The 24261-nt window shown below is 34.2% G+C and carries 23 protein-coding genes and 1 tRNA gene; 19 read left to right on the top strand and 5 right to left on the bottom strand.

Annotation, left to right across the window (positions count from 1 at the left end; all coding sequences use genetic code 11):
* The first annotated feature begins 272 nt into the window (after positions 1 to 272).
* Together MJQ71_RS17620 and MJQ71_RS17615 are read left to right on the top strand one after the other, a co-directional pair.
* Positions 273 to 1823, top strand: coding sequence for an Rne/Rng family ribonuclease (locus tag MJQ71_RS17620; protein WP_238808128.1), 1551 nt, complete (start codon positions 273 to 275; stop codon positions 1821 to 1823).
* Positions 1824 to 1993: 170 nt separating this feature from the next.
* The gene (locus MJQ71_RS17615) at positions 1994 to 2854 is read left to right on the top strand and encodes a 3-keto-disaccharide hydrolase (RefSeq protein WP_238808127.1); all 861 of its coding nucleotides are present in this window, start codon (positions 1994 to 1996) and stop codon (positions 2852 to 2854) included.
* Positions 2855 to 2917: 63 nt separating this feature from the next.
* Here the strand turns inward: MJQ71_RS17615 and MJQ71_RS17610 are convergent, their stop codons facing one another.
* Complete coding sequence (locus MJQ71_RS17610; RefSeq protein ID WP_238808126.1) at positions 2918 to 4840, bottom strand: c-type cytochrome; 1923 nt, start codon at positions 4838 to 4840, stop codon at positions 2918 to 2920.
* 86 nt (positions 4841 to 4926) lie between these two features.
* Positions 4927 to 6750 carry a 3-keto-alpha-glucoside-1,2-lyase-like domain-containing protein gene (locus tag MJQ71_RS17605; RefSeq protein WP_238808125.1) on the bottom strand — a complete coding sequence of 608 codons (1824 nt, stop codon included), beginning with the start codon at positions 6748 to 6750 and terminating at the stop codon, positions 4927 to 4929.
* 197 nt (positions 6751 to 6947) lie between these two features.
* On the opposite strand from MJQ71_RS17605, the gene MJQ71_RS17600 reads away from it, so the two are divergent.
* Complete coding sequence (locus tag MJQ71_RS17600; RefSeq protein WP_238808124.1) at positions 6948 to 8006, top strand: DNA/RNA non-specific endonuclease; 1059 nt, start codon at positions 6948 to 6950, stop codon at positions 8004 to 8006.
* A 58-nt stretch (positions 8007 to 8064) separates the two neighbouring features.
* Here the strand turns inward: MJQ71_RS17600 and MJQ71_RS17595 are convergent, their stop codons facing one another.
* On the bottom strand, positions 8065 to 9333 hold the full coding sequence (locus tag MJQ71_RS17595) for an aspartyl protease family protein (protein WP_238808123.1): 1269 nt from the start codon (positions 9331 to 9333) through the stop codon (positions 8065 to 8067).
* A 303-nt stretch (positions 9334 to 9636) separates the two neighbouring features.
* On the opposite strand from MJQ71_RS17595, the gene MJQ71_RS17590 reads away from it, so the two are divergent.
* The 15 genes from MJQ71_RS17590 (at position 9637) to MJQ71_RS17520 (ending at position 22892) form a co-directional block, all read left to right on the top strand.
* Positions 9637 to 10626: an NAD-dependent epimerase/dehydratase family protein gene (locus tag MJQ71_RS17590; RefSeq protein WP_238808122.1), complete on the top strand. Its 990-nt coding sequence runs from the start codon at positions 9637 to 9639 to the stop codon at positions 10624 to 10626.
* Positions 10613 to 11461 (top strand): MBL fold metallo-hydrolase, encoded by an 849-nt coding sequence (locus MJQ71_RS17585; RefSeq protein WP_238808121.1) that lies wholly within the window; start codon positions 10613 to 10615, stop codon positions 11459 to 11461. Before MJQ71_RS17590 ends, MJQ71_RS17585 begins: the two co-directional genes overlap by 14 nt.
* Entirely contained in the window at positions 11451 to 12743 is a 1293-nt protein-coding gene (locus MJQ71_RS17580) for a F390 synthetase-related protein (protein WP_310587542.1), read from the top strand. The genes MJQ71_RS17585 and MJQ71_RS17580 overlap by 11 nt, the downstream gene beginning before the upstream one ends.
* Complete coding sequence (locus MJQ71_RS17575; RefSeq protein ID WP_238808119.1) at positions 12721 to 13716, top strand: 3-oxoacyl-[acyl-carrier-protein] synthase III C-terminal domain-containing protein; 996 nt, start codon at positions 12721 to 12723, stop codon at positions 13714 to 13716. The genes MJQ71_RS17580 and MJQ71_RS17575 overlap by 23 nt, the downstream gene beginning before the upstream one ends.
* A gap of 46 nt (positions 13717 to 13762) precedes the next feature.
* Complete coding sequence (locus tag MJQ71_RS17570) at positions 13763 to 14800, top strand: Rieske 2Fe-2S domain-containing protein (RefSeq protein WP_238808118.1); 1038 nt, start codon at positions 13763 to 13765, stop codon at positions 14798 to 14800.
* A 22-nt stretch (positions 14801 to 14822) separates the two neighbouring features.
* Positions 14823 to 15911 carry a DUF3419 family protein gene (locus MJQ71_RS17565; protein ID WP_238808117.1) on the top strand — a complete coding sequence of 363 codons (1089 nt, stop codon included), beginning with the start codon at positions 14823 to 14825 and terminating at the stop codon, positions 15909 to 15911.
* A gap of 255 nt (positions 15912 to 16166) precedes the next feature.
* Positions 16167 to 17504, top strand: a complete 1338-nt coding sequence (locus MJQ71_RS17560; RefSeq protein WP_238808116.1) for a site-specific integrase — start codon at positions 16167 to 16169, stop codon at positions 17502 to 17504.
* An 11-nt stretch (positions 17505 to 17515) separates the two neighbouring features.
* Entirely contained in the window at positions 17516 to 17980 is a 465-nt protein-coding gene (locus MJQ71_RS17555) for a DUF6932 family protein (protein ID WP_238808115.1), read from the top strand.
* Between the two features lie 5 nt (positions 17981 to 17985).
* Positions 17986 to 18222 carry a hypothetical protein gene (locus MJQ71_RS17550; RefSeq protein WP_238808113.1) on the top strand — a complete coding sequence of 79 codons (237 nt, stop codon included), beginning with the start codon at positions 17986 to 17988 and terminating at the stop codon, positions 18220 to 18222.
* Positions 18223 to 18233: 11 nt separating this feature from the next.
* Positions 18234 to 18476, top strand: coding sequence for a hypothetical protein (locus MJQ71_RS17545; protein ID WP_238808111.1), 243 nt, complete (start codon positions 18234 to 18236; stop codon positions 18474 to 18476).
* 199 nt (positions 18477 to 18675) lie between these two features.
* On the top strand, positions 18676 to 20181 hold the full coding sequence (locus MJQ71_RS17540; RefSeq protein WP_238808110.1) for a hypothetical protein: 1506 nt from the start codon (positions 18676 to 18678) through the stop codon (positions 20179 to 20181).
* Positions 20182 to 20304: 123 nt separating this feature from the next.
* Positions 20305 to 20625 carry a helix-turn-helix domain-containing protein gene (locus MJQ71_RS17535; RefSeq protein WP_238808109.1) on the top strand — a complete coding sequence of 107 codons (321 nt, stop codon included), beginning with the start codon at positions 20305 to 20307 and terminating at the stop codon, positions 20623 to 20625.
* The gene (locus tag MJQ71_RS17530; protein ID WP_238808108.1) at positions 20622 to 21023 is read left to right on the top strand and encodes a hypothetical protein; all 402 of its coding nucleotides are present in this window, start codon (positions 20622 to 20624) and stop codon (positions 21021 to 21023) included. The genes MJQ71_RS17535 and MJQ71_RS17530 overlap by 4 nt, the downstream gene beginning before the upstream one ends.
* Positions 21024 to 21190: 167 nt before the next feature.
* A complete protein-coding gene (locus MJQ71_RS17525) occupies positions 21191 to 22453 on the top strand; it encodes a hypothetical protein (protein WP_238808107.1) in 1263 nt (420 codons plus the stop codon).
* Positions 22454 to 22466: 13 nt separating this feature from the next.
* Positions 22467 to 22892, top strand: coding sequence for a hypothetical protein (locus tag MJQ71_RS17520; RefSeq protein ID WP_238808106.1), 426 nt, complete (start codon positions 22467 to 22469; stop codon positions 22890 to 22892).
* A 263-nt stretch (positions 22893 to 23155) separates the two neighbouring features.
* Here the strand turns inward: MJQ71_RS17520 and MJQ71_RS17515 are convergent.
* A tRNA-Arg gene (locus MJQ71_RS17515) sits at positions 23156 to 23230 on the bottom strand.
* A gap of 112 nt (positions 23231 to 23342) precedes the next feature.
* Between MJQ71_RS17515 and MJQ71_RS17510 the strand changes: the two genes are divergently transcribed.
* Entirely contained in the window at positions 23343 to 23645 is a 303-nt protein-coding gene (locus MJQ71_RS17510) for a hypothetical protein (protein ID WP_238808105.1), read from the top strand.
* Between the two features lie 79 nt (positions 23646 to 23724).
* Here the strand turns inward: MJQ71_RS17510 and MJQ71_RS17505 are convergent, their stop codons facing one another.
* Positions 23725 to 24240, bottom strand: a complete 516-nt coding sequence (locus MJQ71_RS17505; protein ID WP_238808104.1) for an acyl-CoA thioesterase — start codon at positions 24238 to 24240, stop codon at positions 23725 to 23727.
* Positions 24241 to 24261 lie beyond the last annotated feature (21 nt).

Genomic DNA, 24261 nt, shown 5'->3' with positions numbered 1-24261 from the left:
ATTTCAAAATACTCCTTCGGGAGAATAAATCATTTACTATCATGCCTTGCGGAAAGAAAAGAAAAGGACACAAGATGTCAACGCACAAAAGAAAGAAGCGTCTTAGAAAGAATCGTCACAAGAAAAAATAATTTTTCTTAGGGGTAGCAGTTAGAATGAATCCAAACATTTATATAAAATATTAATTTTAGTTTTTGTATAAATCCCTAACTGCTAACCCACCCTTTTTCATCTAAAAATTAGTCACTAACCCCTTTGATTCTATCTCAACTTTGAGTAACGAATTATATATCAGTACCACACAGAAAGGTGATAGAATAGCCCTTGTTCAAGACAAGAGGCTTATTGAGTATCACTTTGACGAGACGGAACATCAGTTCTCCGTCGGGGATATTTATTTGGGGGTAGTCAAAAAAGTTGTGCAAGGAAATAACGCAGCTTTTGTAGATGTTGGCTACGACAAAGATGGATTTCTTCACTACAACGAAATCATTTCGTACAATTCTCTCAATAAGTTTGTAAAAGACGTTATTGCCAAACGCCCAGTGAATCTCCGATTGAAAGGTTTTCAATTAGAGAAAGACATTGAAAAATTTGGGAAAATCAATGATGTCATTACCAAAAATACGCCTGTACTTGTACAAGTTGTAAAAGAACCTATTTCAACTAAAGGCCCAAGACTTTCTTGCGATATTTCTATTGCAGGACGAAATGTCGTTTTAGTTCCTTTCGGAAATTCGGTCAATATTTCTAAGAAAATCACTAATAAGCAAGAACGTCAAAGATTACACAAAATGGTGTCATCGGTGAAACCAGAAAACTTTGCAGTGATTGTTAGAACAGTTGCCGAAGGAAAAGATATGGAAGAATTGAGCCGTGATATTGAGTTTTGCGTTGAGAAGTGGGAAGAAGGAATGAAAACTTTGCGTGAGGCCAAACCTCGTGACCGCATTATTAGTGAAATGGGCCGTGCATCATCTATTTTACGTGACATGCTCAATGACGATTTCGACAATATTTATGTTGATTCGAAAGAAAACTTTGAGAGCGTAAAAACTTTCTTGCATACCATTGCACCCGATAAAGAGAAAATCCTTAAACTCCATACGGGCAAAAATAAACTTTTTGAGCAATTTGGTATCGAAAAACAAATCAAATCGTTGTTTGGGCGTTCGGTAAGTTTACCAAATGGCGGTTACTTGATTATTGAGCATACAGAGGCTTTACATGTAATTGATGTAAACAGCGGTAATAAATCAACGCAGGAAGACGACCAAGAGTCAACAGCTTTAGCAGTAAATTTAGAAGCAGCCAAAGAGCTTTGTCGCCAGCTACGAATGCGAGATATGGGCGGAATAATTGTAGTCGATTTCATTGATATGAAGAAAAACGAAAATCGTCGTTTGATTCAAGAAGCAATGAAAGAAGAGATGAAAGGCGATAGGTCGAAATATACCATTTTACCTATTTCTAAATTTGGTTTACTCCAAATTACCCGACAACGTGTTCGTCCAGAAATGAATATCGTAACCCGTGAAACTTGTCCAACTTGTAGCGGAACGGGTACAATTCAGGCAAGTATCGTTGTTACAGATTTAATTGAAAACAACTTAGACTATATCCTTTCAAAACAAAATGAAAGCGGTATGAGTATTGTACTTCATCCTTTTATTTACGCATACTACCGTGAAGGAATTATTTCAAAACAAATGAAATGGTTCTTCAAATACCGTGTTTGGGTAAAACTCATCAAAGATTCTTCAATCGGTATCACCGAGTTTCATTTCCTCAATAAATTGGGCGATGAAATTGAAATTGGATAATTATCCGTTTGTTTAAACTTCATTTCTAAGGATAAATAATTATACTTAGGTAAAATCTTCACGCGTTTCTATTGATAGTATTTCTTCATTTTACTTTTCTTTTGTATCTTTCCAGTCAAAAAAAATCTTAATTAAGTCTAGATTATCAACTCTAATAAAAAACATCTTCTATGAAAAAACTCCTTGTTTTTCTGTTATTTCCATTATTAACATTCGCTCAAGAAATTGACAAAAAAGAATGGAAACAGCTTTTTAATGGCAAAAATTTAGATGGATGGAAAGTAAAAATAAGAAATTATGAGCTAAACAATAATTATGGTCATACGTTTCGAGTAGAAGATGGATTAATGAAAGTACGATATGATGCCGATGCTTATCAGAAATATGATGAACGTTTCGGTCATATTTTTTATAAAGATAAATTTTCCTATTACACAGTTGCAGTGGAATATAGATTTATGGGCAACCAAGCAATTGAAGGACCAGATTGGGCAACTCGAAATAGTGGCATTATGCTTCATTGTCAAAGTCCAGAAAGTATGGGCAAAGACCAAGATTTTCCAATTTCTATTGAAGTTCAGTTATTGGGTGGTTTAGGAAAAGGTTCTCGCTCGACTTGTAATGTATGCACGCCTGGAACAAATATTGTTTATGAGAATAAACTTGACAAGCGTCATTGTATCAATTCGACTTCAAAAACTTATGATGGCGACCAATGGGTAAGAGCAGAAGTGACTGTTTTGGGAGATTCGGTGGTTCGTCATTATGTGAATGGTGAAAAAGTTCTAGAATACCAAAAACCGCAAATTGGTGGTGGCAATGTTAGCGGACATGACGAGAAATTGATGGCAGAAGTAAAACTTTTAAAAGAAGGTTACATTTCGTTACAAAGTGAAAGTCACCCTGTAGATTTTCGTAAAGTTGAGATTGTAAATCTTTGCGGCTGTACCGATAAAAAAGCAAGTAATTATAAACCTTACTTTGTTAAATCTGATAATACTACTTGTATTTATAAGAAGAAAAAGAAGTAAATTATCAAATGAATCAACGAAAAAAGCTCTTTTATTATTAAAAGAGCTTTTTTCGTTAGTTACTTATTTCTTTAAAGAATTTATCCAAGCAGCAATTTTAAGTGCATCAGCTTGCGGAACTTGCGGCATTGGAGCCATTTCGGTAGCGTATTCTGGCCAGTTTTTAGGCTGTGGTTTGTAAATCAATGATACAATTTTTGCATCCGAATAACCTCTTTTAGCAACATCTTTATAGGCTGGCCCAACTTGACGTTTATCAACTTGGTGACACGCCAAACAAGTGTGTTTTTGTAAAAGTGGCTTAACTTCTTCAAAAGTTGGTGCTTTTGCTACCACTTTCTTTGCCGAAACATCATCAGGAGTGGTGAGTTTTACTTCGGCTGTTGCAGTAGCATTTACTTTCAAATTTGCTGGTCGTGGCGTATAATTTGTCATTTTTTCGCCACTCGGAATATTATTGAGTGTATAATAAGCTGTATTATGCAAAAGGGTTTTGTTATCAATATCTTTCACACCATCCGCTTTTAATTCATGAATATAATGTTCTCTTAAACCATCAACTAATAATCTTACTTTTAAGCCATCATCTGAAAGTTTCAAGCCTTTTATGTTCAAAAATTTCTCATCAACCGTTGGGCTGCCATAAACAGGTTGATATTTATAAATAAAGCTACGAATTTGGTAGTTTTTAAAATCTGCCGCCGTTGCTTTATTGACAGGCTTAGTAAATTCTACTTCAAAACCATCGGGAGTAGCTTTAACCGTTTTCATTTCAAAAGGCATTTTTCCAGTCCAAACTAAACGCTCAACGCCAGCGGTAGTAGTTCCTGCCGAACCCCAACCACGATTCGTTTCACCAACGAACATTGACCCATCATTGCCAAAAACCATGCGAAGTGTACCAGATTGAAAGCCTTCTTTAAATGGAAAAGCTGCACCTTGATATTGACCGTTTATTTTTTCAATAAAAACCCTTGTAAGATTACTTTTTCCTTCATCACCAACGAAAAGTTGTCCAGTAAATGGGCCGAAAGCTCCGTTAGTTTCATCTTTAATAATCTCTGAAGTTGAAATTCCCAAAACGCCATGAGGCAACCAAACAGCAGGTAATTTTAGTTCTGGAATGTCTTTTTTCATTTCAAAAAGATATTTACCTCGCTCGCTTTCAATATTTTCTGGCTTTATATAATAACCATTCGCATCCTTAGTTTTGCGAGGGTCAATCTTAGCATATAATTGTTCTGTTGTTAACTTCACTGGTGAATTTGGCTCGCCAGTCCAACGCAAACCCGCTGGATGACCCATAAAATCTCCTTTATTTACTTGAGCGATAAAGCCAGACCCCATCCAATCGCCTTGATTATCACCGTACCAAAACTCGCCATCAATTGCTCCAATTCCGCATGGCGAACGCATACCCGTTGCATAAGGTTCAAGTTTTCCATCTTCTGTTATTTTCACGGCCCAACCTCTCCATGGTCGGCGGCTTTCGCCTCTCCACCATTCTTCATCACCAAAAGCAACATTTCCTGTAACAATCATTGAGCCATCAGGCATTAATTTAGGACCAAAAGTATATTCATGGTAATGTCCTGAAATTGGTAAATTACAAACAGTTTCATACGAATCTGCTTTTCCGTCGCCATTTTTATCTGTCAATTTTGTTAATTCACCACGTTGAGCACAATAAAACGAACCATTTTTGTAGATAAGTCCCAAAATTTCGTGCAAACCACTTGCAAATTTCCGATAATATGGTGCAGAGCCACCATTCATATAAGCATTGTTAATCACCCAAATATCGCCTCGACGAGTAGCCAATGCAACATCGCCGTTTGGCAAGGTTGTTATTCCTCCAACTTCCAAAAGCATTCCTTCAGCCACAGGTAAAGTGATGATACGGTAATAGTCATTTTCGGCAGCATTTTGAGCAAAAACACTCGAAAATGTCAATAATGAAATGAATATTTTTATTATGTTTTTCATTTTTTTTGATTTTAGAAATTTAGAATAGATTTTAAGATTCAGGCTTGAGCAGTTTTTAACTGAAACCATTTACTTAACTCTACTTCCTAAAAAATAATTGAATACGTAATTTTTTCGCTCAACGGAGCGATTAGTTCCTTTTGCCCATTTGATTCTCGGATACTTGGAGTCCCTTCGATTACTTTCAAATAATAAGCGTTATCACCAATGATATACAGTCCTTCAGGAGTTTTAGTAATATTTTTTGCAACAGCCAATCTTGCATAAAGATTAGTAACTGAGCCTTTCACTGCGATTTCACGTTTAAATAATTTTCCGTCTTCGCTTGGTGTGATTTTATCAGAAATAAACCCTCCTGCGAAATCATATTTAAAAGTTGGCTGACCATTTTCATCCAATTCATAACCTCTTGGACGATAAGATTCATCTAAATTTCCCCACGAGTTGGTTGGTGATGCAAGCACATTTAGTAAAGGAGAATCACTCAATGAAATAACACTTCCCATTGGCTTTGAACTACCATCTCCCCTATCATTCCACATTGGCGTTGTGTTCAAAAATCCACCTTTCCAAATCTGGAATAATGCTCCATTATCTAAATCATAAGTAAAATGGATATTTTCTTTGTTTCCCACTGAAACGGCATGAACTATACGTTTAGCTTTTCCATCTTCTTTTATATCCATGAATGAACGCAAAATAACTGGTTCAATAGCAGACGTCAATAAAATTGGTGACGTAGGATTAGCCACTAAGGCCGAATTGGCATAGTGAAGTGCATGTTTACGAATCGTTTCAGACTCAGCATAAAGGCCCAAAGACGGTTGTAACCAACCATCGGCTTTCCAATAATACATTTCAAAATCAACATCGCCTGCTGGTAAATCAATTGTCATTTGGCGGTCTTCTCCAGAGTTTAGCCAGCCATTTTTGAAAGCTTCTTGTCCATTGATTTTCATTTGCGAATTTCCACCATGAACTGTTGTGAAAGTATATTTTCCTGCTACTGGTACTTTTATTTTTCCTACATATTTTACGGCAAACTCATTTTCGGCATTGCTTACATTCCAGTTCAAAAGAGCAACATTGCCACTTGTTTCAGGCTTTATTTTTTCAATATCAGCTACTGTACGAAAGTTCCCTTTGTAAACACCAAATTTCAAATCACTAAAAGCAAGTGTTTTTTGGTTAAAACTTTTATACTTGATGTTACGAAAAGCCACATTTCCGTGGTCACCTTGAAAACGCAATGGCCCTTGTGAAACTTCATTGTCAACCAATGCTCCACGCGTAGGCCCTGTGATTTCAACATTTTCGTGAATCAAAATATTGTTTAAAATGATTGATAAAATCTTAGCATTGCTAATTTTTTTGCCATTGGTATCAAAGCGTGGAGCTTGGAACGAAATTTTGATATTTTGCCATAAACCTGGTGCTTTTGCTACGTTTATTCTTGGAGCTATTCCTTCATAACCTTTTGAACCTTCTGGTTTTGATTCGTCCCAACGCTCATAAATTCCACCTAAATCATTGTATTTAGCCATTTTTTTGCCCCAACTATCAAATAATTGAATTTCATAACGACCTTGTAGGTAAATCCCTGAATTTGAGCCTTTTGCCATCATAAAGTCAAGTTCGATATCTAAATCGCCATGCTCCATGAGCGTCAATAAATCCTTTTCAATACCATATTTGCCAATTTCGTTTTTGCAAACCAATATTCCAGAACCACTTTCAGTAGTCATGGCATTTAATTGGTCAATATTCGATACAACACTTCCAACGATGCTCCAATTCTCTTTGATTGGTCTAAAAGCCGACATATCGTTGAGAGGAAGGGTTTGTTGGGCATAAGCGGCACTTGCCCAAAGACCACAAAAAATGAGGTTTTTAATGAAGTTTTTCGTCATTATTAATAAATTAAGATTTAGAAAACAAAGATAGATGCAAAAGAGTAAATTGAAATGGACTTTTTAAAAAAATTTAATATTTCAAGAAAAGGCATATTATCAAGTATAGTTTTTCGTTTTGTTGTAAACTTGCAGGAAAGTAACCCTATTTGCTGAATTATACCACAAAATATATTTATTCGTTCAAAACAATTTTCATGAAATCAAACCGTATTATTCTAATTTTAATTTTTTTTGGTATTGGCTATATTCTCTATTATAAAGACAAAGCTGGGCCAATTGGCAGTTTTTGGCAAACAGTTAGTGGCGTTTTCAAGTCAAAGGAATCAGTTTCAGATAAAAACCCATATAAAGCTCCCGAACCCGATGTAGAAGCAACAGCTACTAAAGGTGATGAAAAATATGACGATATTGCGACCGCTACAAATAAAAAAAATTCCCCAAACAACGATAAACAGGAAACTACAAAAGAAGAATCTTCTATTTTTGATAAAATAAAAGACAAGGTTTTTAATACTGACCCCGAAACAGAAACTTCTGATAATGGAGAAATTCCAGATTTTGCACTGCCAGCTATCAATCGAGGAGATGAAATTATTGAACATAAAAATTATACACTCCGCTACGAAGAAGACTATGAAATTCCTGCATGGGTTGTGCATAAATTAAGAGGTGAATATACCCAAGGGCGAGCAAGTAGAGCAGGAAATCAGTTTATTCCAGACAAAAAAGTAAAGAATAATTCGGCTCTTTCAGGTGATTATAGCAATACTGGTTTCGACCGCGGACACATGGTTCCAGCAGGTGATTTTAAATGTTGTCAAGATTTGATGAATGAAACATTTTATATGAGTAATATTTCTCCGCAAGCACCTGATTTTAATCGTGGAATTTGGGAAAATATCGAAGAGCGAGTACGTGGCTGGGCAGTGAGAGACGAAGAATTATACATCGTAACGGGGCCTGTTCTACGAAAAGGATTACCAACCATTGGCAGATACAATAATGTAGCTGTTCCTGAATTTTTCTATAAAATTGCTTTATTTTACCAACCAAAATCAGGGAAAACGCCACGTGCGATTGCCTTTTTGCTGCCAAATGAACCACTTTTTGGCAAAAGAATGAACAGCTATGTTGTTTCAATTGATGAAGTTGAAAAGGCAACGGGTTTAGATTTTTTTGCAAAATTACCGAATGACATTCAAACCAAACTGGAAGCAAAAAGTAGCTGGACAGACTGGACAAAAATACAGTAAAAGCAAAAAAATGGCATGGTTTCTATAAACCATGCCACAAAACTTAATCATTTACGTTTCAAATCATTCTTTTCAAACTAAAACTTGTAAACTTTAATTCTCCTTGTCTTCTGAAGAAAAACTCAACTTCTTTTCCTTCTTTCCGAGATAAAATTTTGTAAATTTCACTGATTGTCAAATCCTTTACGTTTTGGTTATTAACAAAAATCAGTTCATCGCCTTCTTGCAAACCAGCTTGGTCTGCAGGCGAGTTTTCAATCACTCTATTGATAAAATATTGATTATAATTGTTGCCTTTTGCACGTACATCTAAGCCACTCATATCATGCTCAAATGATTCCTTCAATCGGTTTTTTAACGGTTTCAAAATCATGTATCCTTCTCGATAATTGAGCGTAACCGTAAATCTTCTCAATAATTCACAACCAATGCTCCCTTGTCTTTTGTCATCGTCGGTTGTAAATTTCATACTAAACGAAAGACTATCTGGGAATGAAGCCAAAATATTTTTCATTTCTACACTTCCCATTCGTATTTTATCGACCCGACCGATATTGCCATTGATTTCACCGTTGAGCCCTCGCCCTAAATTGGCTCTCATCACTTTATCAGGTAGATGAATTGGCTCTTTTTCGCCTGCATTCAGCAACAGAGCATGTCCAGCCCCCGTATCAATAACCAATCTCATTGGTATCACTTTTTCATTACTCACCATCGCAATTGCATCCGTATAAGGCTTTGAAGCAGTCAAAACAATCGGATATTGTGTTCCCATTGATTTTTTATATTTAAATTTCTTGGGTTCGGTGAGCGTGAGCATTTTATTTTCAAAATCAATCGTTACGACAAAATTGTTGAAAATATCATGCCCAAAAATACCATGAATCGGAACGCCCAAAAACTCTGAAAGTTGCAATACATCTTCGTCTAAAACAACTAAGCTTTGCTGTCTGGCTACCATGTCGCCAATTCTGATTGTATGTCCAACCGACACATTTGCCATAAGAGCCGCTCCTTCGCCTGCCCCCGAAATTTTTACGCGTCGAACATATCTTACACCAAGAGTCAAAGCTCGTTTCGGGTCTGTAACAATGGTTGAAGTTACACCTGTATCTAAAATAAAACGCAAAGTATCTGAGTCATCAAGAGTTGCTTTCAGTACAATAAGATTAGCGTGAAGGTCAAAAGAAAATTTGGCAGATTTCTGATGTTTACCTTGGAAGTGATAACCATAACGGTCATCTTTTTTTCTGTCTTTTTGGGCAAAAGCTATTTGGCTTACTACCAATAAGATAGCTATCAAACGGAGTTTGTATAAATTTTCCATAGCTATTTTTTTGTAACACGACTATAATAATACAATATTCATAAAAAATATTACTTTTCCACGAATAACAACACTAAATTATAAAAAATAGTTTATTAAATTCTTACTTATTTTGATTTATTTTCATCAAAAATGCTTTCAAAATTATATTTTTAGAGCATTCTTGATGAAAACCAAAGAACGATTGAATTTTAGTGGTCGATTTGGTAAAATAAAAGTATATTTTTGTGTTTCATTCTGAAAAAACAAGGTTTTTAGCTAAAAAATTGGTTCAATTAAATTGAATTGGCACTTAACATTATTATGAAAATTCTTCTTACAGGAGCAACTGGAGGCTTGGGTTATCGAACGTTAGAGCAGTTGATTTCGAATGTTCAAATAGAGAAAATTATTGCAACTGGACGAATTATTAGACCAACACATTTTGTTGAACATTCCAAAGTAAGCTATGAACTTGGAGAATTAGAAGAGGAGAATTTTGTTTCAGAATTAGTCAAACAAGTAGATTGTATTGTTCATGCAGCGGCACTTTCATCGCCTTGGGGAAAGTATTCGGCCTTTGAAAAAGCTAATTTATTTACCATGAAAAACCTTATAAAGGCAGCAAAGAAACATCATATCAAGCGTTTTGTATATGTTTCGACGCCAAGTTTATATTTTAATGGTAAAGATAGATTTGATGTGAGCGAATCGGACGAATTGCCAAAAAAATTCATTAACGCTTATTCCAAAACAAAATACGAAGCCGAAATAGAAATAGAAAATTCGGGCATTCCATTCATTATTTTACGACCACGAGCATTGATTGGTCGAGGAGATACCATCATTATGCCTCGATTAATTCGGGCATTTCAAGAAGGAAAACTAAAAATAATTGGCGATGGAAAAAATATTGTAGATTTGACTTCGCTCGCCAATGTGGCAGATGCAATTGAGTTATCATTATTTGTGGGTTTTGAAGGTATTAATCAAACATATAATATCACAAATGGTCAACCTGTGAAACTTTGGGAGACAATTGATAAAGTACTTTCGCTTTTGGGCTACAGAATGTCTAACCAAAGAGTCCCTTATTCAATTGTGAAATTGGTTTCTCAAATAATGGAATTAAAAGCAAAATTGACAAACTATGCTGAACCCGCTCTTACAACTTACGGTGTAGGCATTTTAGCAAAATCATTTACGATGGATATTTCAAAGGCACAAAAATTATTAGGTTATACGCCTAAAATATCAACTAATGAAGCAATCGAAGAATTTGTAAACTGGTATATTCAAAATGAAAGAAGTTAAATTATATCTTGGTTATGCTGGTTTCTGCACATCAAAAGAAAGTCATACCATAAGAAATGGAGCAAATAAAGAAATAAAATTTCAAGCATTATTCGGTCTTATTCAACACCCAGAATATGGCTGGATATTATACGATACTGGTTATACAACAAGATTTTATGACTGCACAAAAACTTATCCCAATAAAATTTACGCTAATCTCACCAAAGTATTTGTAACGGAAAAAGACGAAATTAAAGCTCAATTGAAACAATTTAATTTAGAGCCTTCCGACATAAAACACGTAATTATTACTCACTTTCATGCTGACCACGTAGGTGGTTTAAAAGATTTTAATGACGCAACATTCTACTGTTCGCAGGCAGCGTATAAACAGTATAAAGAAATTAGTTCGTTTTGGGGCTTTACAAAAGCTATTTTGAAAGACCTTATTCCGCAAAATTTTGAGGAAAAACTAAAAATCATTGAGACATTTTCTTCGCCAATCAATGATGATATATTTGGAAAAAAATATGACTTGTTTGGCGATGATTCGTTATTTATTTATGATTTACCTGGCCATGCCGCAGGACAAATTGGCGTAGAATTGAAGACTCAAAAACAACAATACTTTTTGATTGCAGATGCTTGTTGGAACAAAAAAACTTATATTGATTTATTGCTTCCGCCATCAATCGTGCGATTATTCTTTGATTCTTGGAAAGATTTCAAGGATAGTCTTCTGAAAGTAAACCTTTTTCATAAAAAATTTCCTGAGGTAATTATTGTACCGACGCATTGCTCGGCAACAACTACTGCTCTGGTTTCAAATAATTACGACCTCAATGCTCTTTAAGCTATCCATTTTATATTATTTAGCAGAAATAAAACTTTCGAAATGGCTTTATCTCCATAACGTGAGTTTTGTCAGGAATAACATGATAAAAAAGCTTATCAGACATTGTTCGACCACTTTATTTTACAAACCATTTGCACAAAAAAACTGTAGTTTTGAAGATTTCCCCGTCATCAATAAAGCTATATTTATGGCCAATTTTGATGCGATTAATATGGTTAATATTCAACTAAAAAAAGCCTTAGAAGTAGCTATAAAATCGGAGGAAACACGAAATTTTTCACCAAAAGTTTCGGGCATTACAGTTGGTTTATCGTCGGGAACAAGCGGAAATAGAGGCGTTTTTTTAGCAAGTGAAAAAGAAAGAGCCTATTGGGTTGCATTGATATTGGATAGAGTGCTTGGGTTTTCACTAAAAAAACGAAGTATTGCGTTTTTTTTACGAGCCAACAGCAACCTTTATGACTCGGTAAAATCAAAATTCTTACAATTTTATTTTTTTGATTTACTCAATCCTGTGGATGAGCATATAAAGCGTTTAAATGCCTTACAGCCAAGTATTTTGGTAGCACAACCAAGTATGTTAATTGAGCTAGCAAATGCGATTGAAACGAATAAATTAGTAATAAAACCCAACAAAGTGATTTCGGTAGCTGAAGTTTTAACGCCCGAAGACAAAGACTATTTAAGCCGCATTTTTAAACAAACCATTCACCAAGTTTATCAATGCACAGAAGGTTTTTTGGCTAGTTCGTGTAAAAACGGCACACTTCACTTCAATGAGGATTTTCTGATAATTGAAAAAAAATATATTGACCAAGAACAAAAGAGATTTCATCCTATTATTACTGATTTAAAAAGACAATCTCAGCCAATTGTTAGGTACGAATTAAATGATATTATTCAAGCAAAGGAAAACTGTTTGTGTGGCAGTAAATTTATTGCCATTGAAGCCATTGAAGGTCGGTCTGATGATATTTTGGTATTTAAAAACACTAAAAATGAGACTGTTAAAATTTTCCCTGATTTTTTTAGGCGAGCAATTATTCTGTCAGATGATGCTATCAATGATTATGCTTTAATTCAAACTGAACTCAACCATTTGCTACTTTATATCAAAAGTCAGCATGAAAAATCGTATCAATTGGCTCTGGCTTCGGTACATTATTTACTCAATCAAAACGATGTTTTTGGAGTAAAAATAACGCAATCCACTCATAATCATACCATTAAAGGAAATAAACTTAGACGAATAAAGAATGATGTTAGGAAAACCAATTAAAATAGTAGGTTTCGGGAAATATCTCCCTCAAGAAGTTTTATCAGCTGATTTAGAACAAAAATATGGCCTCCCGTTGGGTTGGTCTGAAAAATATTCTGGTGTTCAATCAAGGCATCATATAACATTTGAGACGATTGGTTATATGGGAGCTCAGGCCATTGAACGAGCATTAGAAAAATGCCAAATGAAGTTAGAAAACATTGATTTGCTCATTTCGGCAAGTGCAGGCTTTGACTATCCGTTGCCGAGTCAATCGAGCATCATTAAAAGTGAACTCAAAGATGGAATGTCGGTCAATATTCCTGCGTTAGATGTTGATTCAAGTTGTTTGAGTTTTGTGAGTGCTTTTGAAATTGCTTCGAGTTTGCTTGATGGTAAAAAATATAAGAATATTATTATTGTCAGCAGTGAAATTGCTTCAACTGGCTTAAACCCAAGCAATTGGGAAACTTTAACGCTTTTTGGCGATGGAGCAGTTGCGGCAATCTTACAGTTCGACTCAGATTCGGATTCTGCGTACATCAAAGGAAACATGAAAACGTATTCGGAAGGGGTTTATGATTCGACATTTAAAGGTGGCGGCATGAAACTTTTTTTTAAAGATAATCCGTATGACCCTGAGCTGCATTCATTTGCCATGAATGGTCGAAAACTCTTGCGTTTGGCTAAAAATAAATTGCCCGAATTTATCGATAACTTTTTCGAAGATTTACCTATTTCAATGGAAGAAACCGATGCTATTATTCCACATCAAGCTTCCAAATTGGGCGTTTCAATTTTGTCAAGTTTATATCATGTGAAAGAAAATCAAGTGTTAGGAAATCTTTCAACTTATGGCAATTGTATTGCGGCATCAATTCCGCTTGTTTTTCATGATGCAGTTGAATCAGGTGCAATAAAAAGAGGCGATATCTGCTTTATTGTTGGCACCGCCGCAGGATTTTCAATTGGTGGACTTTTGTTGAAATTTTAGAGTTTTTGTATAAAAATCATTTTAAAACACCTTCTTTGATAAGATAATGTTTAATAAAATCGGGGGATTAATAAAATATTGGCATGTAATAGCTTTGTCGAGCGAGCTAAAAAAAGGCAAATCTTTGAAGCGAAACCTTTACCAAATTCCTTTACTTATTTGGCGAGATGAGCATTTACAAATACACGCCTTGTTGGATGTTTGCTCGCACAAAAAAGCACCTCTAGAAGTATGTGATTTTGATAAAAACCATGTATTATGTCAATATCATGGATGGAAATATAATGAAAATGGCCATTTAATTGATATTCCGAGTTCGCAACATTTGGTTCAAAAAATGAAATGTAAAGTTGACACTTACCCAATTATTGAACAAAATGGTTTCATTTGGATATATTTAGACACTAAAAATGAAAGTTTTCATTCTCCCGAACCATTATTACAAGTTGCTGGCAAAAATTGGAAACATTACCAAACTTCCATGATTTTCGAGACTAATGAAGAACTTTTAGTAGAAAATTTCATGGATGCCACCCATACGCCTATGGTTCATGATAAATTGATTAGAGATAATGATAAAAAAGTAAAGCACTCGATTACGATTTTACAAACCAGCGAAACTGTGCATGTGTCTTATGCGGAAACCAACGAAAAAGTGGGCTTAGGGCTTGATTGGATGTTAGGGGGAAATCTGTCGGTTTCACACACCGATGAGTTTTTACTTCCAAACCTAGTGCGAGTAAATTATTATATCAATAAAATTCATCGTTTTCAAGCATTTATTGCTTGTACACCTTTAAAAGATGAGCAAACGATTGCTTTTGTTAGGCTTTCTTTTCAGTTCAAATGGTTCAATAATTTGATAAAAATGCTTATTCCTTTTCTGGCAAAAAAAGTTTTAATACAAGATTATATTATCACTCAAAAACAGTTCGCAAATCAACAATTATTCAGAGCGAAACCCGACCAGAATATAGATTATGATGCGATGCACAATAAGGTAAAAAAAATAAGAAACAATAAGATTAATAATATAGAATCACGTGAAGAATCTTCTACTCAAAAAATTGATTTGACACTATAAATTATAAAATTTAACACTACACTTGGCAAATTCATTTTTTGAAAAAATAAATTATTCGGCCTGTAATGAAGACAGCGAATCGGAAAGAAAAGCTTTATGCTTGACCTCCGATGACACTGTTTTGTGTATTACGGGCAGCGGTGCAAGACCCCTCGATTTACTCATTGATAGCCCAAAAAAAATACTAAGTGTCGATTTTAATGCTACACAAAATTATCTTTTGCTATTGAAAATCGCCGCATATAAATCGCTTAATTATGCAGAATTCAAGTCTTTTATTGGCTTAGAAAGCAATTTTACACGAAAAGAATTATACAATAAATTAAATAATTTGTTGTCAATAGAAGCTAAATCATACTGGGATAAGCATTTTAATTTGATTGAAAATGGCCTTTTATATTGCGGAACTTGGGAGTTATTTCTCAGAACAATAGCAAAAGCCGCTTTCTTCAGAGGAAAAGCAACAAAAAAATTGATGGCATCCGAAACATTGAAAGACCAACAAGTATTTTGGACAAATCATTGGAATAATGCGGTATGGCGTTTCTTTTTAAAACTCATTTCTAATCGATTTCTATGGACAAAAATAGTAAAAGAGCCAGGAGCATTATTAATTCCACAAGAATTTGATGTGTATGAATATATGAGTTCTCGAATGAATCATTTGGCAAATACTCATTTATTGAGAAAAAATCATTTTGCCAATCTTTTGTTTTATGGAGAATATCAACCTGATTGTCTTTTGCCAATTCATCTCCGAGAAGAAAACTTTGAAGGTATAAAGAATCAAGTACATAAAATTGAAATTATCACCGATTCATTACTCAATGTACTCGATGACAAAACAATTTCTGAATCAATAACCGCCTACTCATTATCTGATTTTTCGTCGTATGCCGATACGCAAATCTATGATGAAATTTGGACAAAAATCATCAATAACGCCAACCAAGAAATAAAGTTTTGTGAGCGGTTTTTCTTAGTAAAAAGAAACCCAGAAACACTAAACAAGCGGATAGAAAGAGAAAATATTTTAGAGCAACAACTGTGCGACGAAGATCTTTCGGCTATTTATACTTTTTGTGTGGGAAAAGTGAAAGCAGGTTTATAAAATCAAAAGCCCTCAAAAGTTAAATTTTGAAGGCTTTTTGTGTTCCCGAAGGGAACATAACTATCTATTTCTTACTTTCTTGAAATTTACATAAAATACTAATAATCAATAACTTATGAAAAATACCTAATTGTACTTTACCAAGAATAATTAAACAAAATAAAGATATAACGACCCCCAGCACGACCCCCGTAATTGTAGGGGTCATTTTTTTTATTAACTTTGCTATTGACCAAACCAACCAAATCAAAACCAATGGCAAAGAACAAAAACGAGGTACGTTTCAACCTCAAAGATTCCTCCGCAACCTCCGAAACACTTATTAATTTAGTTTATAGGCTGCAAAATGGTGAACGCCTTAAATACACTACGGGCGAAAAAATTAAAACCGAACATTGGGATAATAAAAATATGCGTGCCTTAGAGTCAGGCATAGATAACAATGGTAATAAAATCAATACCAAACAAAAAGGTATTGCTAAAAGTATAAACCTCCAATTAGGAAAATTTAATAGCAGTATCTCAAAAATCATTTCTTATGTAGAGCGTGAAAATCTCAATGCTAATTTAGAATTTTTCCGCAAAGAACTCGACAAAGAATTTAACCCCGAAAAAGTAACGAAAAAGAGCAAAAAAGAAACCGATTTGGTCGAATATGCAAAACGATACATTGACGAATGCAAAAACGGTATTAGACTCAGTAAGAGCAACGACCGTTATACTTTAGGAACTTGTAAACAATACGAAACATCGTACAAACTACTGCAAGGTTTTTCAAAGGTTTATAAACGCACCAAGTTCGACCAATTAGATATTGATTTTTATAAAAAATTCATAACTTTTCTTACTACCAAGAGAAACTACGCAAAAAATAGCATAGGCACAGCCATAAAAAACACTAAGATATTTATCAAAGAGTCGTATAATGATGGTTTGCACTCTAATTTGATATTTCGCCACCCCGATTTCAAAAAGACCTCCGAGGAGGTTGTTAATATTTACCTCAACGATGAGGAACTCCAAACGCTATTCGATTACGACTTTAGTAATAACCCACGTCTCGACCGAACAAGAGATTTATTTTTGATAGGCTGTTATACAGGTTTGAGGTTTTCGGACTTTTCGCATTTAACACCCGACAATATTACGCATGACGGGCGTATCTTGACAGTATTTACTCAAAAAACGGGCGTACAAGTCTCTATTCCTATTAACCCGCAATTACAGGCTATTCTAAATAAATACGGTGGCGTACCTCCACGGGCAATAAGTAACCAGCGAATGAACGATTATTTAAAGGAAATCGGGCAATTAATAGAACTAACCGACTCCGTACAGATAGCCAAAACAGTTGGAGGGCTAAAAGTTAAAAAGACCTTCGAGAAATGGCAGAAACTTTGTACGCATACAGCACGAAGGAGTTTTGCTACAAATGCGTATTTGGCGGGTATCTCAACGATTGATATTATGCGTATTACCTCGCACAAAACCGAAAGTTCGTTTTTGAAATATATCAAAATTACGGGTGAAGAAACCGCCCAAAGATTGCTGGAGCATGACCATTTCAGAAAACCAATTATGAGAGTAGCCTAAACAACCAACCTATGATTGAATTTGATGAAAACGGTTTCTTGAAACCCTATGAAATTATAAAGACTAATTTAACAACGATTGAAAAAATATTTGTTGAAGAAATGCAATTATCATCCACCCGAAAGGCTATTTTTGAGAGTTATTTGAGTTATAACGAAGAACTCCGAAAGATTATACCAACGGGGTTTATACAATGGATTGACGGTAGTTTTGTAACCAAAAAACGAAATCCAAAAGATATTGATTTGGTAACTTTTATTGATTTTGAGCAATATAATGCCAAAGAACTTGAAATTGATAAACTACGTGCCGAACGCTCAAAACGTGGTAGTTTAGTTGATGGTTATTTTGTTGCTATTTACCCAAAAGAGCATCCTTTGGGCAGTATTTACGAAATAGAATGTAAAAAATGGTTATTTCAGTTTAGTACAGATAGACTCACAAAAAACAAAGGGATTTTACAGATAAACTCTTAATGACAATGGAAAGACCTAAAAACGTGGAGGAAAGGGGTATAAGAATTGCCCGTTTACTTGAATTGATTGAGAGTACCGAAAATATTCTAAAACTACATCAGAGCCAAGAAAAACCAAGTTTTTTGGCAGTCAACCAATACACCGATTTACTAGCCGAACACCGTGCCGAATTAGGAAAATTGTTGAAACCCTATGGTTTTACGCTAAGATTACCAAAAACAAAGGCGAATAAAGTTGCCTAATAACATTAAATTTGGCTGCGATGGAAGAAAAAGAATTTTTAAGTTACTACCAATGGAGCATTAGCGTTTCGAGACTTATGGAACTAATTGCCATGACCAACCGCACTATTCAGATACACAAAGAGGGGAACGACTCGCTACTTTACATAAAACAGTACGAAGAACTTTTTGAAGGATATAAAGTAGAACTTAACAAACTGATGCAAATAATGGGTTTATCAGTACACTTATCTACTTTGAAAAATACAGGATAGTAAAAACCCAACCAATACCGTTCGGATACCCCCAAACACATAAATAGATACCTTTTATTAGTAGCCGAGAGGGTTACAAATTTTTAAAATTATTTTGTAATAAATCATTACTACAAAATGAATAATTAATGATAAATTTTCAATAAAAAACATTGAAGAACTAAACCACCTTCATTCATTCTAAATCGACCAAACCAAAATGAATTTATTAAATCAACTCAAAATTGATAAAACTTTTCAGGTAGTTAACTTTCTTACAGAAACTACTAATCTACTTAAACCAAATACCAATAAAAGTTTCAAAGAACTCTTTTTGATTGTAACAAAATCTAAACACTATGTAAGTACAGATGAGAATGAAAGAAATTTAATAAGTTCTTTCATAATTAATTTAGATATAAAATTTGAATCTGAAATTTTAGAAAATATAGCCTCTTTTGATTTTTTTGAGCATAAAAGAACCTATTACTATCAATTCTTGAATACTCAATTAAAAAAGTATATTGAGCCAATAAGATTGATTATCAATGATTTCGACAAGTTTGAATTTGTAGATAAACTTAGAAGGGAATTATGGTTAGATTTTTTATTATTAGAGCAAAATCGTTTTTTCAAGAAAGAGACTTTACTTAGGAAAAAGGTTGACGCCGAAAAAGACTCTTATGAAAGACAATTAAATGATGAAGAACGTGCCTTCTTTCAAGGCGTATTTGAAAATTATTTTAAAGAATGGGAATCCTTGTTAATAAAACATTTTGATTTATTTAAACGAATTGAAGAAATCTATAAAATATATGTAATATCTGCAACTCCTATTTCAAAAAAAGAAAAAACATCAGAAACATCATTTCCATATAAACAGGATAGTATTTATCACATTGAGTATTTTTTTAAAGAACTCAGAAATCTTTATGAACCCCGAAACTTTGTAGTTTTTAGAACGTTGTATAACATTGTAGAAAAAAATAGCTATGAGGTTAAGTTTACAGTCAATGGTGAGAAAAAAGAGTATGCCTATAATGAGCGTTTACATTTGCAATTAGAAGAAGAAATACTTTTAAATATTTATGATTTAGATAAAGTAAAAATTGAGCAATACTATTTGTTTTTAAAAAACAAGTTACAATTTGACTTTGACAAAATAGATACTGAAATACTTAAAGAGTTTGACGAATTAAGATATAATTCCGAAAGTTATAATGATAGTAAAGAATTTTTAAAAGATGGATTCAATTATGAAATTAGTGAAGGTTTTTTAAGATATACGGGCGAATTTGATTTAAACGATAAAAGTGAAAATGAAGAAAAATTTGAAAAATATTTTAATTTTTGGTTTTCACGATTGCAGCTATATGTTGATTTATACAAAAACATTAAAAATATTTACCAAAAATATGTAACCTCTATAAATCAATCAATTACAAAAAATGACAATCTATTAAAACAATTTACTTGGAGCGATTCTAAAACAGATTTAGCCGAACTTGTTTATGCACTTGCAAAAACTGAAAGAATTAAATCAATCTCCACAGGAAAACCAGCATCCAAAGAAGAACTTTTAAAGTATTTTACTGAACAATTTGGTATAAAAATTACTGACCAAAGTTTGTTATCAAATAGTAAAAAGACTTTTAAACGTAGAGAAGATTCAAAAACATTTACCCGAAAATTAGCAGATTTTTTTGATGACTATCTAAAAGAGTAAAGTTTAGCAAATATTTCATTCAAGTTGTATTCAAGTTGAATTTATTACCTTAATCGTTCTTTTCGGAGCGATTTTTTTTTATATTCATTTGTGTCGTCAAATTTTTAACTAAATAAAAACGACATGAACCAACTCATTCTTTCACCATTGACCCCAACAGAATTGGCGGCATTGGTACGTGCAGAAATGCAATCAGTCCTTCAGGCGTGGACGCCTCCACCCGCTGACTTTGGGGCAAATATCCCCGAATTACCTACCCGCAAACAGACCTCCGAGATTTTACAAATTTCGCTAGTTTCGCTCAATCAGTGGAGTAAATCGGGTGTATTACCTACCATCAAGATTGGCACCCGTGTTCGCTACAAAAAATCAGACGTTTTGAACGCCCTAAAAGAGGTACGCAATTTACGCTACAAACGCACAGGGAGGGGCGAATCAAAATGACAGCGACCAAACCAACCAGCACCGAGCAAAAAGTATTGAAGTACGAACTCCAAGAAAACGGCTACTATCAATTAATTGAATGTCCGATCGGGTTTAATAAACTCCCAAAAGAGTTGAAAATCGAACCAACGCAACGCCCCGACCTCATCTTAAACGGAGCAAAAGAGGTACTACGGGGGCGAATCAAAGGGGGCAATTATACTTTCTTTACAGGTTTAAGGCATTTACACGACCGTAAATTTTACGGAAACAAAGAGGTACAAATTAAGGGTAAAAAATGGCGTATGCTGATAGTTGCCGAAGTTTCGAGCGATAACCAAGAGTTAACTCTTACATGGACAAATCGGGCGTATTTAACAACTTCACAAATTGTAGAAGAACTAAAAAAATTTATGTAAATGTTAATATTTATGAAGTTTTGAAACTTTTAAACGAGCAAAAAGTAAGATTTTGTAAGGTTTTGTAAGGTTTTGGTCATAAAAAAGGGGGTGCAGAACCACCCGCACCCCTGACCAAACCAAACAGCCAAAGGCGATTTGATTAATACACAAAAATAACAAAAATAATGATAGACTATATTAAAATTCTAAATTTGGCGGTTTCCTCCACCGATTTAGAGAATAACAAATATTTACAAGATGGTTGGATAATTGGCAGCAAAAACGGTGAAGTACTGACACAGCAAACAAACTATTTTGGTCTTACTTTCTCAATAAAAAACACAAACGTTCGTCTAACTGGCAGTATCCATAAATACGAAAACAACGGGTTGCATAATCATAACGATTTTACGAAAACACAAGTGCATGAGGTTATCAATGAGTTATCGAAAAAGTTTGAAATTGACCTCCAAAACAGCCGTTTAAATAACTTAGAATTTGGCGTTAATGTAGTTTTACCATTCGAGCCAAAGATATTATTAAACAGCCTAATAACACACAAGGGCGAGCCATTTACGAGAGAGATTGAAGAGGGTAAAATTTATTATCAATGCAAACGGAGTCAGTTTATAATTAAAATTTATGATAAGGGTTTACAATACCACCAAGTAGCCAATATTTTGAGATTTGAATTGAAGGTTTTGAAAATGCAGTTTTTTAAGACCAAAGGCATAGAGGTATCTGTTTTAGCTGACCTACTCAATGACGGTATTTATGCAAAGTTTGGGGGCGTATTGAAGGCGTATTTTGATGAGATACTCTTCGATGAGGAAAGTATAAACCTCAAAGATTTGAACGCCACCGAACGAGATATTTACCTCCGAGGGCAAAACCCTAAAACTTGGATAACTGACAACCGAACCGCAAACCAACAAAAAGAACTCCAAAGATTGAAAGAAAGTTTTTTGAAGGTTTTAGATAAATACCGAACGGGCGAAAACTTCGTAAAGATTGTTTCTGATAGAATAGAATTTAAGTGTTTTGTGTTGTCCGAAATTTACCAAGTTTCGGAGGAGGAAATAACGACCGTAAAAAAGGCAAATGTCCGAGATTTACATTTTAAGTATAATGTAAGTTTCGGACACCTAATTAATCAACAAAGACGGGGGTCTAAATTCCTATCAGAAAAAACCATTGAACAAAACCCCGAACTTATAAATGAGTTGTCGGCTACACGAAGAAAGAACAAAAGACGAACTACCAAAAACGAATCTTACTTTGTTTCTCATAACCTCCGCAACGATGAGAGCAACCCCCGTAATAATCTAAGGCGTAAAATATTGAAAAATAAACCTTCATTGTTTACTATTGACTTTGTAGTACTAAATGAAGACCAAAAGAAAGTTTTGAGTTTTTGGAGTGAAACGGGGTTTAGTATTTTTCAATAAAAATTAACAAAAAATGAAACAGGAAAACCAAATTGAAAAATTCATTGAATTAAGAATAGAGGGCAAAAGTTTTGACTTCATAGCAAAAGAGCTGCACACTTCAAAACAAACATTACTCGAATGGAATAAAGAAGTAAAAACAAGAAATGCAGTGCAAGAAGGTAAAACGCTCAAAACCAACAGCATTGTAAAATCCTTTGGTTTTGATTTACAAAACAGATTGAACGGTTATTTAGAGTTATCCCAACGAATTAAAGACGAATTAGCCAAAAGAGATTTGACAACAGTAAATACTGAAACTTTATTGAAAATGAGTATTGCTAACGATGAAAGAATAAAATCTTTGGTTAATAAGAATTTTGAGTTTGGAAAAAACAAAAGTGTTTGGGAGTTTGGAGTAAATGAAAATGGTTTCTTTAACATGAATTTAGATGAATAAAATAACTAAAATCTTACTAAAACTTTACCAAAAAATGAAAATTAAAAAATATGAAATAATCGAACTCGTTTTAGATATTATATTTTTAATAATAGTGTTCTTTTATTTATAAAGAACTACAAAAATATTTTTCAGAAAGTAAAAGTTTTATTCACAAATTACACATAACGACCCCTAATCCGACCCCTAGTCTAAATCAATAAACAAAAATGCCTGATAACATATTGACTATCAGGCATTTAAACTAAAAAATAAGTATTTAGTGGTGTTCCCGAAGGGATTCGAACCCCCATCGTCAGAACCGGAATCTAAAATTCTATCCATTGAACTACGGGAACATTATTTTGCAAATTTACAAAAAAATCTTCATCGTTTTAAACCTTTTCTATTCTTCTGTATCAAACCGACATAAAGCAGTGAAAAACTAATCAATATAAAACAAAATTAGCCATGAAAACTACTCTCAAATTATTCGGATTTGCTCTTGTAATAACAGCCTTATCAACACTTGATTCTAACGCTCAGGTTCGCCGTGACCGTCGTGAAGATATTCGTGACAGAAAAGAGGACATCAGAGATGCACGCCATGATGGTGGACGTAAAGACCATCTGGAAGATATTCGTGACAGAAAAGAAGACGTCAGAGATGCAAAGGAAGATGTGAGAGATAGAAAAGAAAATCGAAAAGATAAAGCAGAAGACATCCGTGACAGAAAAGAAGACCGCCGTGATAAACGTCACGGCTCTTGGTAAAATTGCAATTTTAAGGTTTAAAATGCAAAAAAGACGAGTAATACTCGTCTTTTTTCTTTATAATCTCTTTAATCGCTTTTCAAACCATAAATATTTCTCTTAGTTCAACAGCTTCCGAAGGCTTCATTCTTCCCGCAAGTACTAATCTTAATTGACGGCGACGCAAAGCTCCATCAAAAAACTCTTTTTCTTCGTCGGTTTCTGGTTCAACTGGTGGCACTTCAATTGGACGACCTGTTTGGTCAACGGCTACGAAAGTCAAAAATGCTTTATTGGTATGGATTTTTGTTCCTGCGGGAATATTTTCGGCCCAAACTTCAACTACAACTTCCAAGGAAGAATTGAACGCACGTGTTACTTTTGCTTGTAGCGTAACCACACTCCCAAGCGGAATGGCTTCTTTGAATTGTACATTATCAACCGACGCCGTTACTACAATTCGATTACAATGTTTTTGAGCAGCAATCGCTCCCGCTATGTCCAACAATCGCATTAGGTTTCCTCCCATCAAATTTCCAAGTGTGTTGGTATCATTCGGGAAAACCATTTCAGTCATTACTGTCAGTGATTCTTTGGCTTTCTTTGGTTTTGGCATATAACTATTTTATTGATGAAA

The sequence above is a fragment of the Emticicia aquatica genome, from assembly GCF_923079645.1.
GTDB classification, from domain to species: Bacteria; Bacteroidota; Bacteroidia; order Cytophagales; family Spirosomataceae; genus Emticicia; species Emticicia aquatica.
This window is presented reverse-complemented; position numbering and strand designations above follow the sequence as displayed.

Excerpts from the sequence above, each read along its gene's own strand:
- MJQ71_RS17505 (WP_238808104.1), bottom strand. The coding sequence starts at position 24,240 with ATGCCAAAACCAAAGAAAGCCAAAGAATCACTGACAGTAATGACTGAA.
- MJQ71_RS17605 (WP_238808125.1), bottom strand. The coding sequence starts at position 6,750 with ATGACGAAAAACTTCATTAAAAACCTCATTTTTTGTGGTCTTTGGGCA.
- MJQ71_RS17600 (WP_238808124.1), top strand. The coding sequence starts at position 6,948 with ATGAAATCAAACCGTATTATTCTAATTTTAATTTTTTTTGGTATTGGC.
- MJQ71_RS17540 (WP_238808110.1), top strand. The coding sequence starts at position 18,676 with ATGAATTTATTAAATCAACTCAAAATTGATAAAACTTTTCAGGTAGTT.
- MJQ71_RS17580 (WP_310587542.1), top strand. The coding sequence starts at position 11,451 with ATGCTCTTTAAGCTATCCATTTTATATTATTTAGCAGAAATAAAACTT.
- MJQ71_RS17590 (WP_238808122.1), top strand. The coding sequence starts at position 9,637 with ATGAAAATTCTTCTTACAGGAGCAACTGGAGGCTTGGGTTATCGAACG.
- MJQ71_RS17535 (WP_238808109.1), top strand. The coding sequence starts at position 20,305 with ATGAACCAACTCATTCTTTCACCATTGACCCCAACAGAATTGGCGGCA.
- MJQ71_RS17610 (WP_238808126.1), bottom strand. The coding sequence starts at position 4,840 with ATGAAAAACATAATAAAAATATTCATTTCATTATTGACATTTTCGAGT.
- MJQ71_RS17575 (WP_238808119.1), top strand. The coding sequence starts at position 12,721 with ATGATGTTAGGAAAACCAATTAAAATAGTAGGTTTCGGGAAATATCTC.
- MJQ71_RS17555 (WP_238808115.1), top strand. The coding sequence starts at position 17,516 with ATGATTGAATTTGATGAAAACGGTTTCTTGAAACCCTATGAAATTATA.
- MJQ71_RS17585 (WP_238808121.1), top strand. The coding sequence starts at position 10,613 with ATGAAAGAAGTTAAATTATATCTTGGTTATGCTGGTTTCTGCACATCA.
- MJQ71_RS17510 (WP_238808105.1), top strand. The coding sequence starts at position 23,343 with ATGAAAACTACTCTCAAATTATTCGGATTTGCTCTTGTAATAACAGCC.
- MJQ71_RS17615 (WP_238808127.1), top strand. The coding sequence starts at position 1,994 with ATGAAAAAACTCCTTGTTTTTCTGTTATTTCCATTATTAACATTCGCT.
- MJQ71_RS17570 (WP_238808118.1), top strand. The coding sequence starts at position 13,763 with ATGTTTAATAAAATCGGGGGATTAATAAAATATTGGCATGTAATAGCT.
- MJQ71_RS17525 (WP_238808107.1), top strand. The coding sequence starts at position 21,191 with ATGATAGACTATATTAAAATTCTAAATTTGGCGGTTTCCTCCACCGAT.
- MJQ71_RS17550 (WP_238808113.1), top strand. The coding sequence starts at position 17,986 with ATGGAAAGACCTAAAAACGTGGAGGAAAGGGGTATAAGAATTGCCCGT.
- MJQ71_RS17520 (WP_238808106.1), top strand. The coding sequence starts at position 22,467 with ATGAAACAGGAAAACCAAATTGAAAAATTCATTGAATTAAGAATAGAG.
- MJQ71_RS17530 (WP_238808108.1), top strand. The coding sequence starts at position 20,622 with ATGACAGCGACCAAACCAACCAGCACCGAGCAAAAAGTATTGAAGTAC.
- MJQ71_RS17560 (WP_238808116.1), top strand. The coding sequence starts at position 16,167 with ATGGCAAAGAACAAAAACGAGGTACGTTTCAACCTCAAAGATTCCTCC.
- MJQ71_RS17595 (WP_238808123.1), bottom strand. The coding sequence starts at position 9,333 with ATGGAAAATTTATACAAACTCCGTTTGATAGCTATCTTATTGGTAGTA.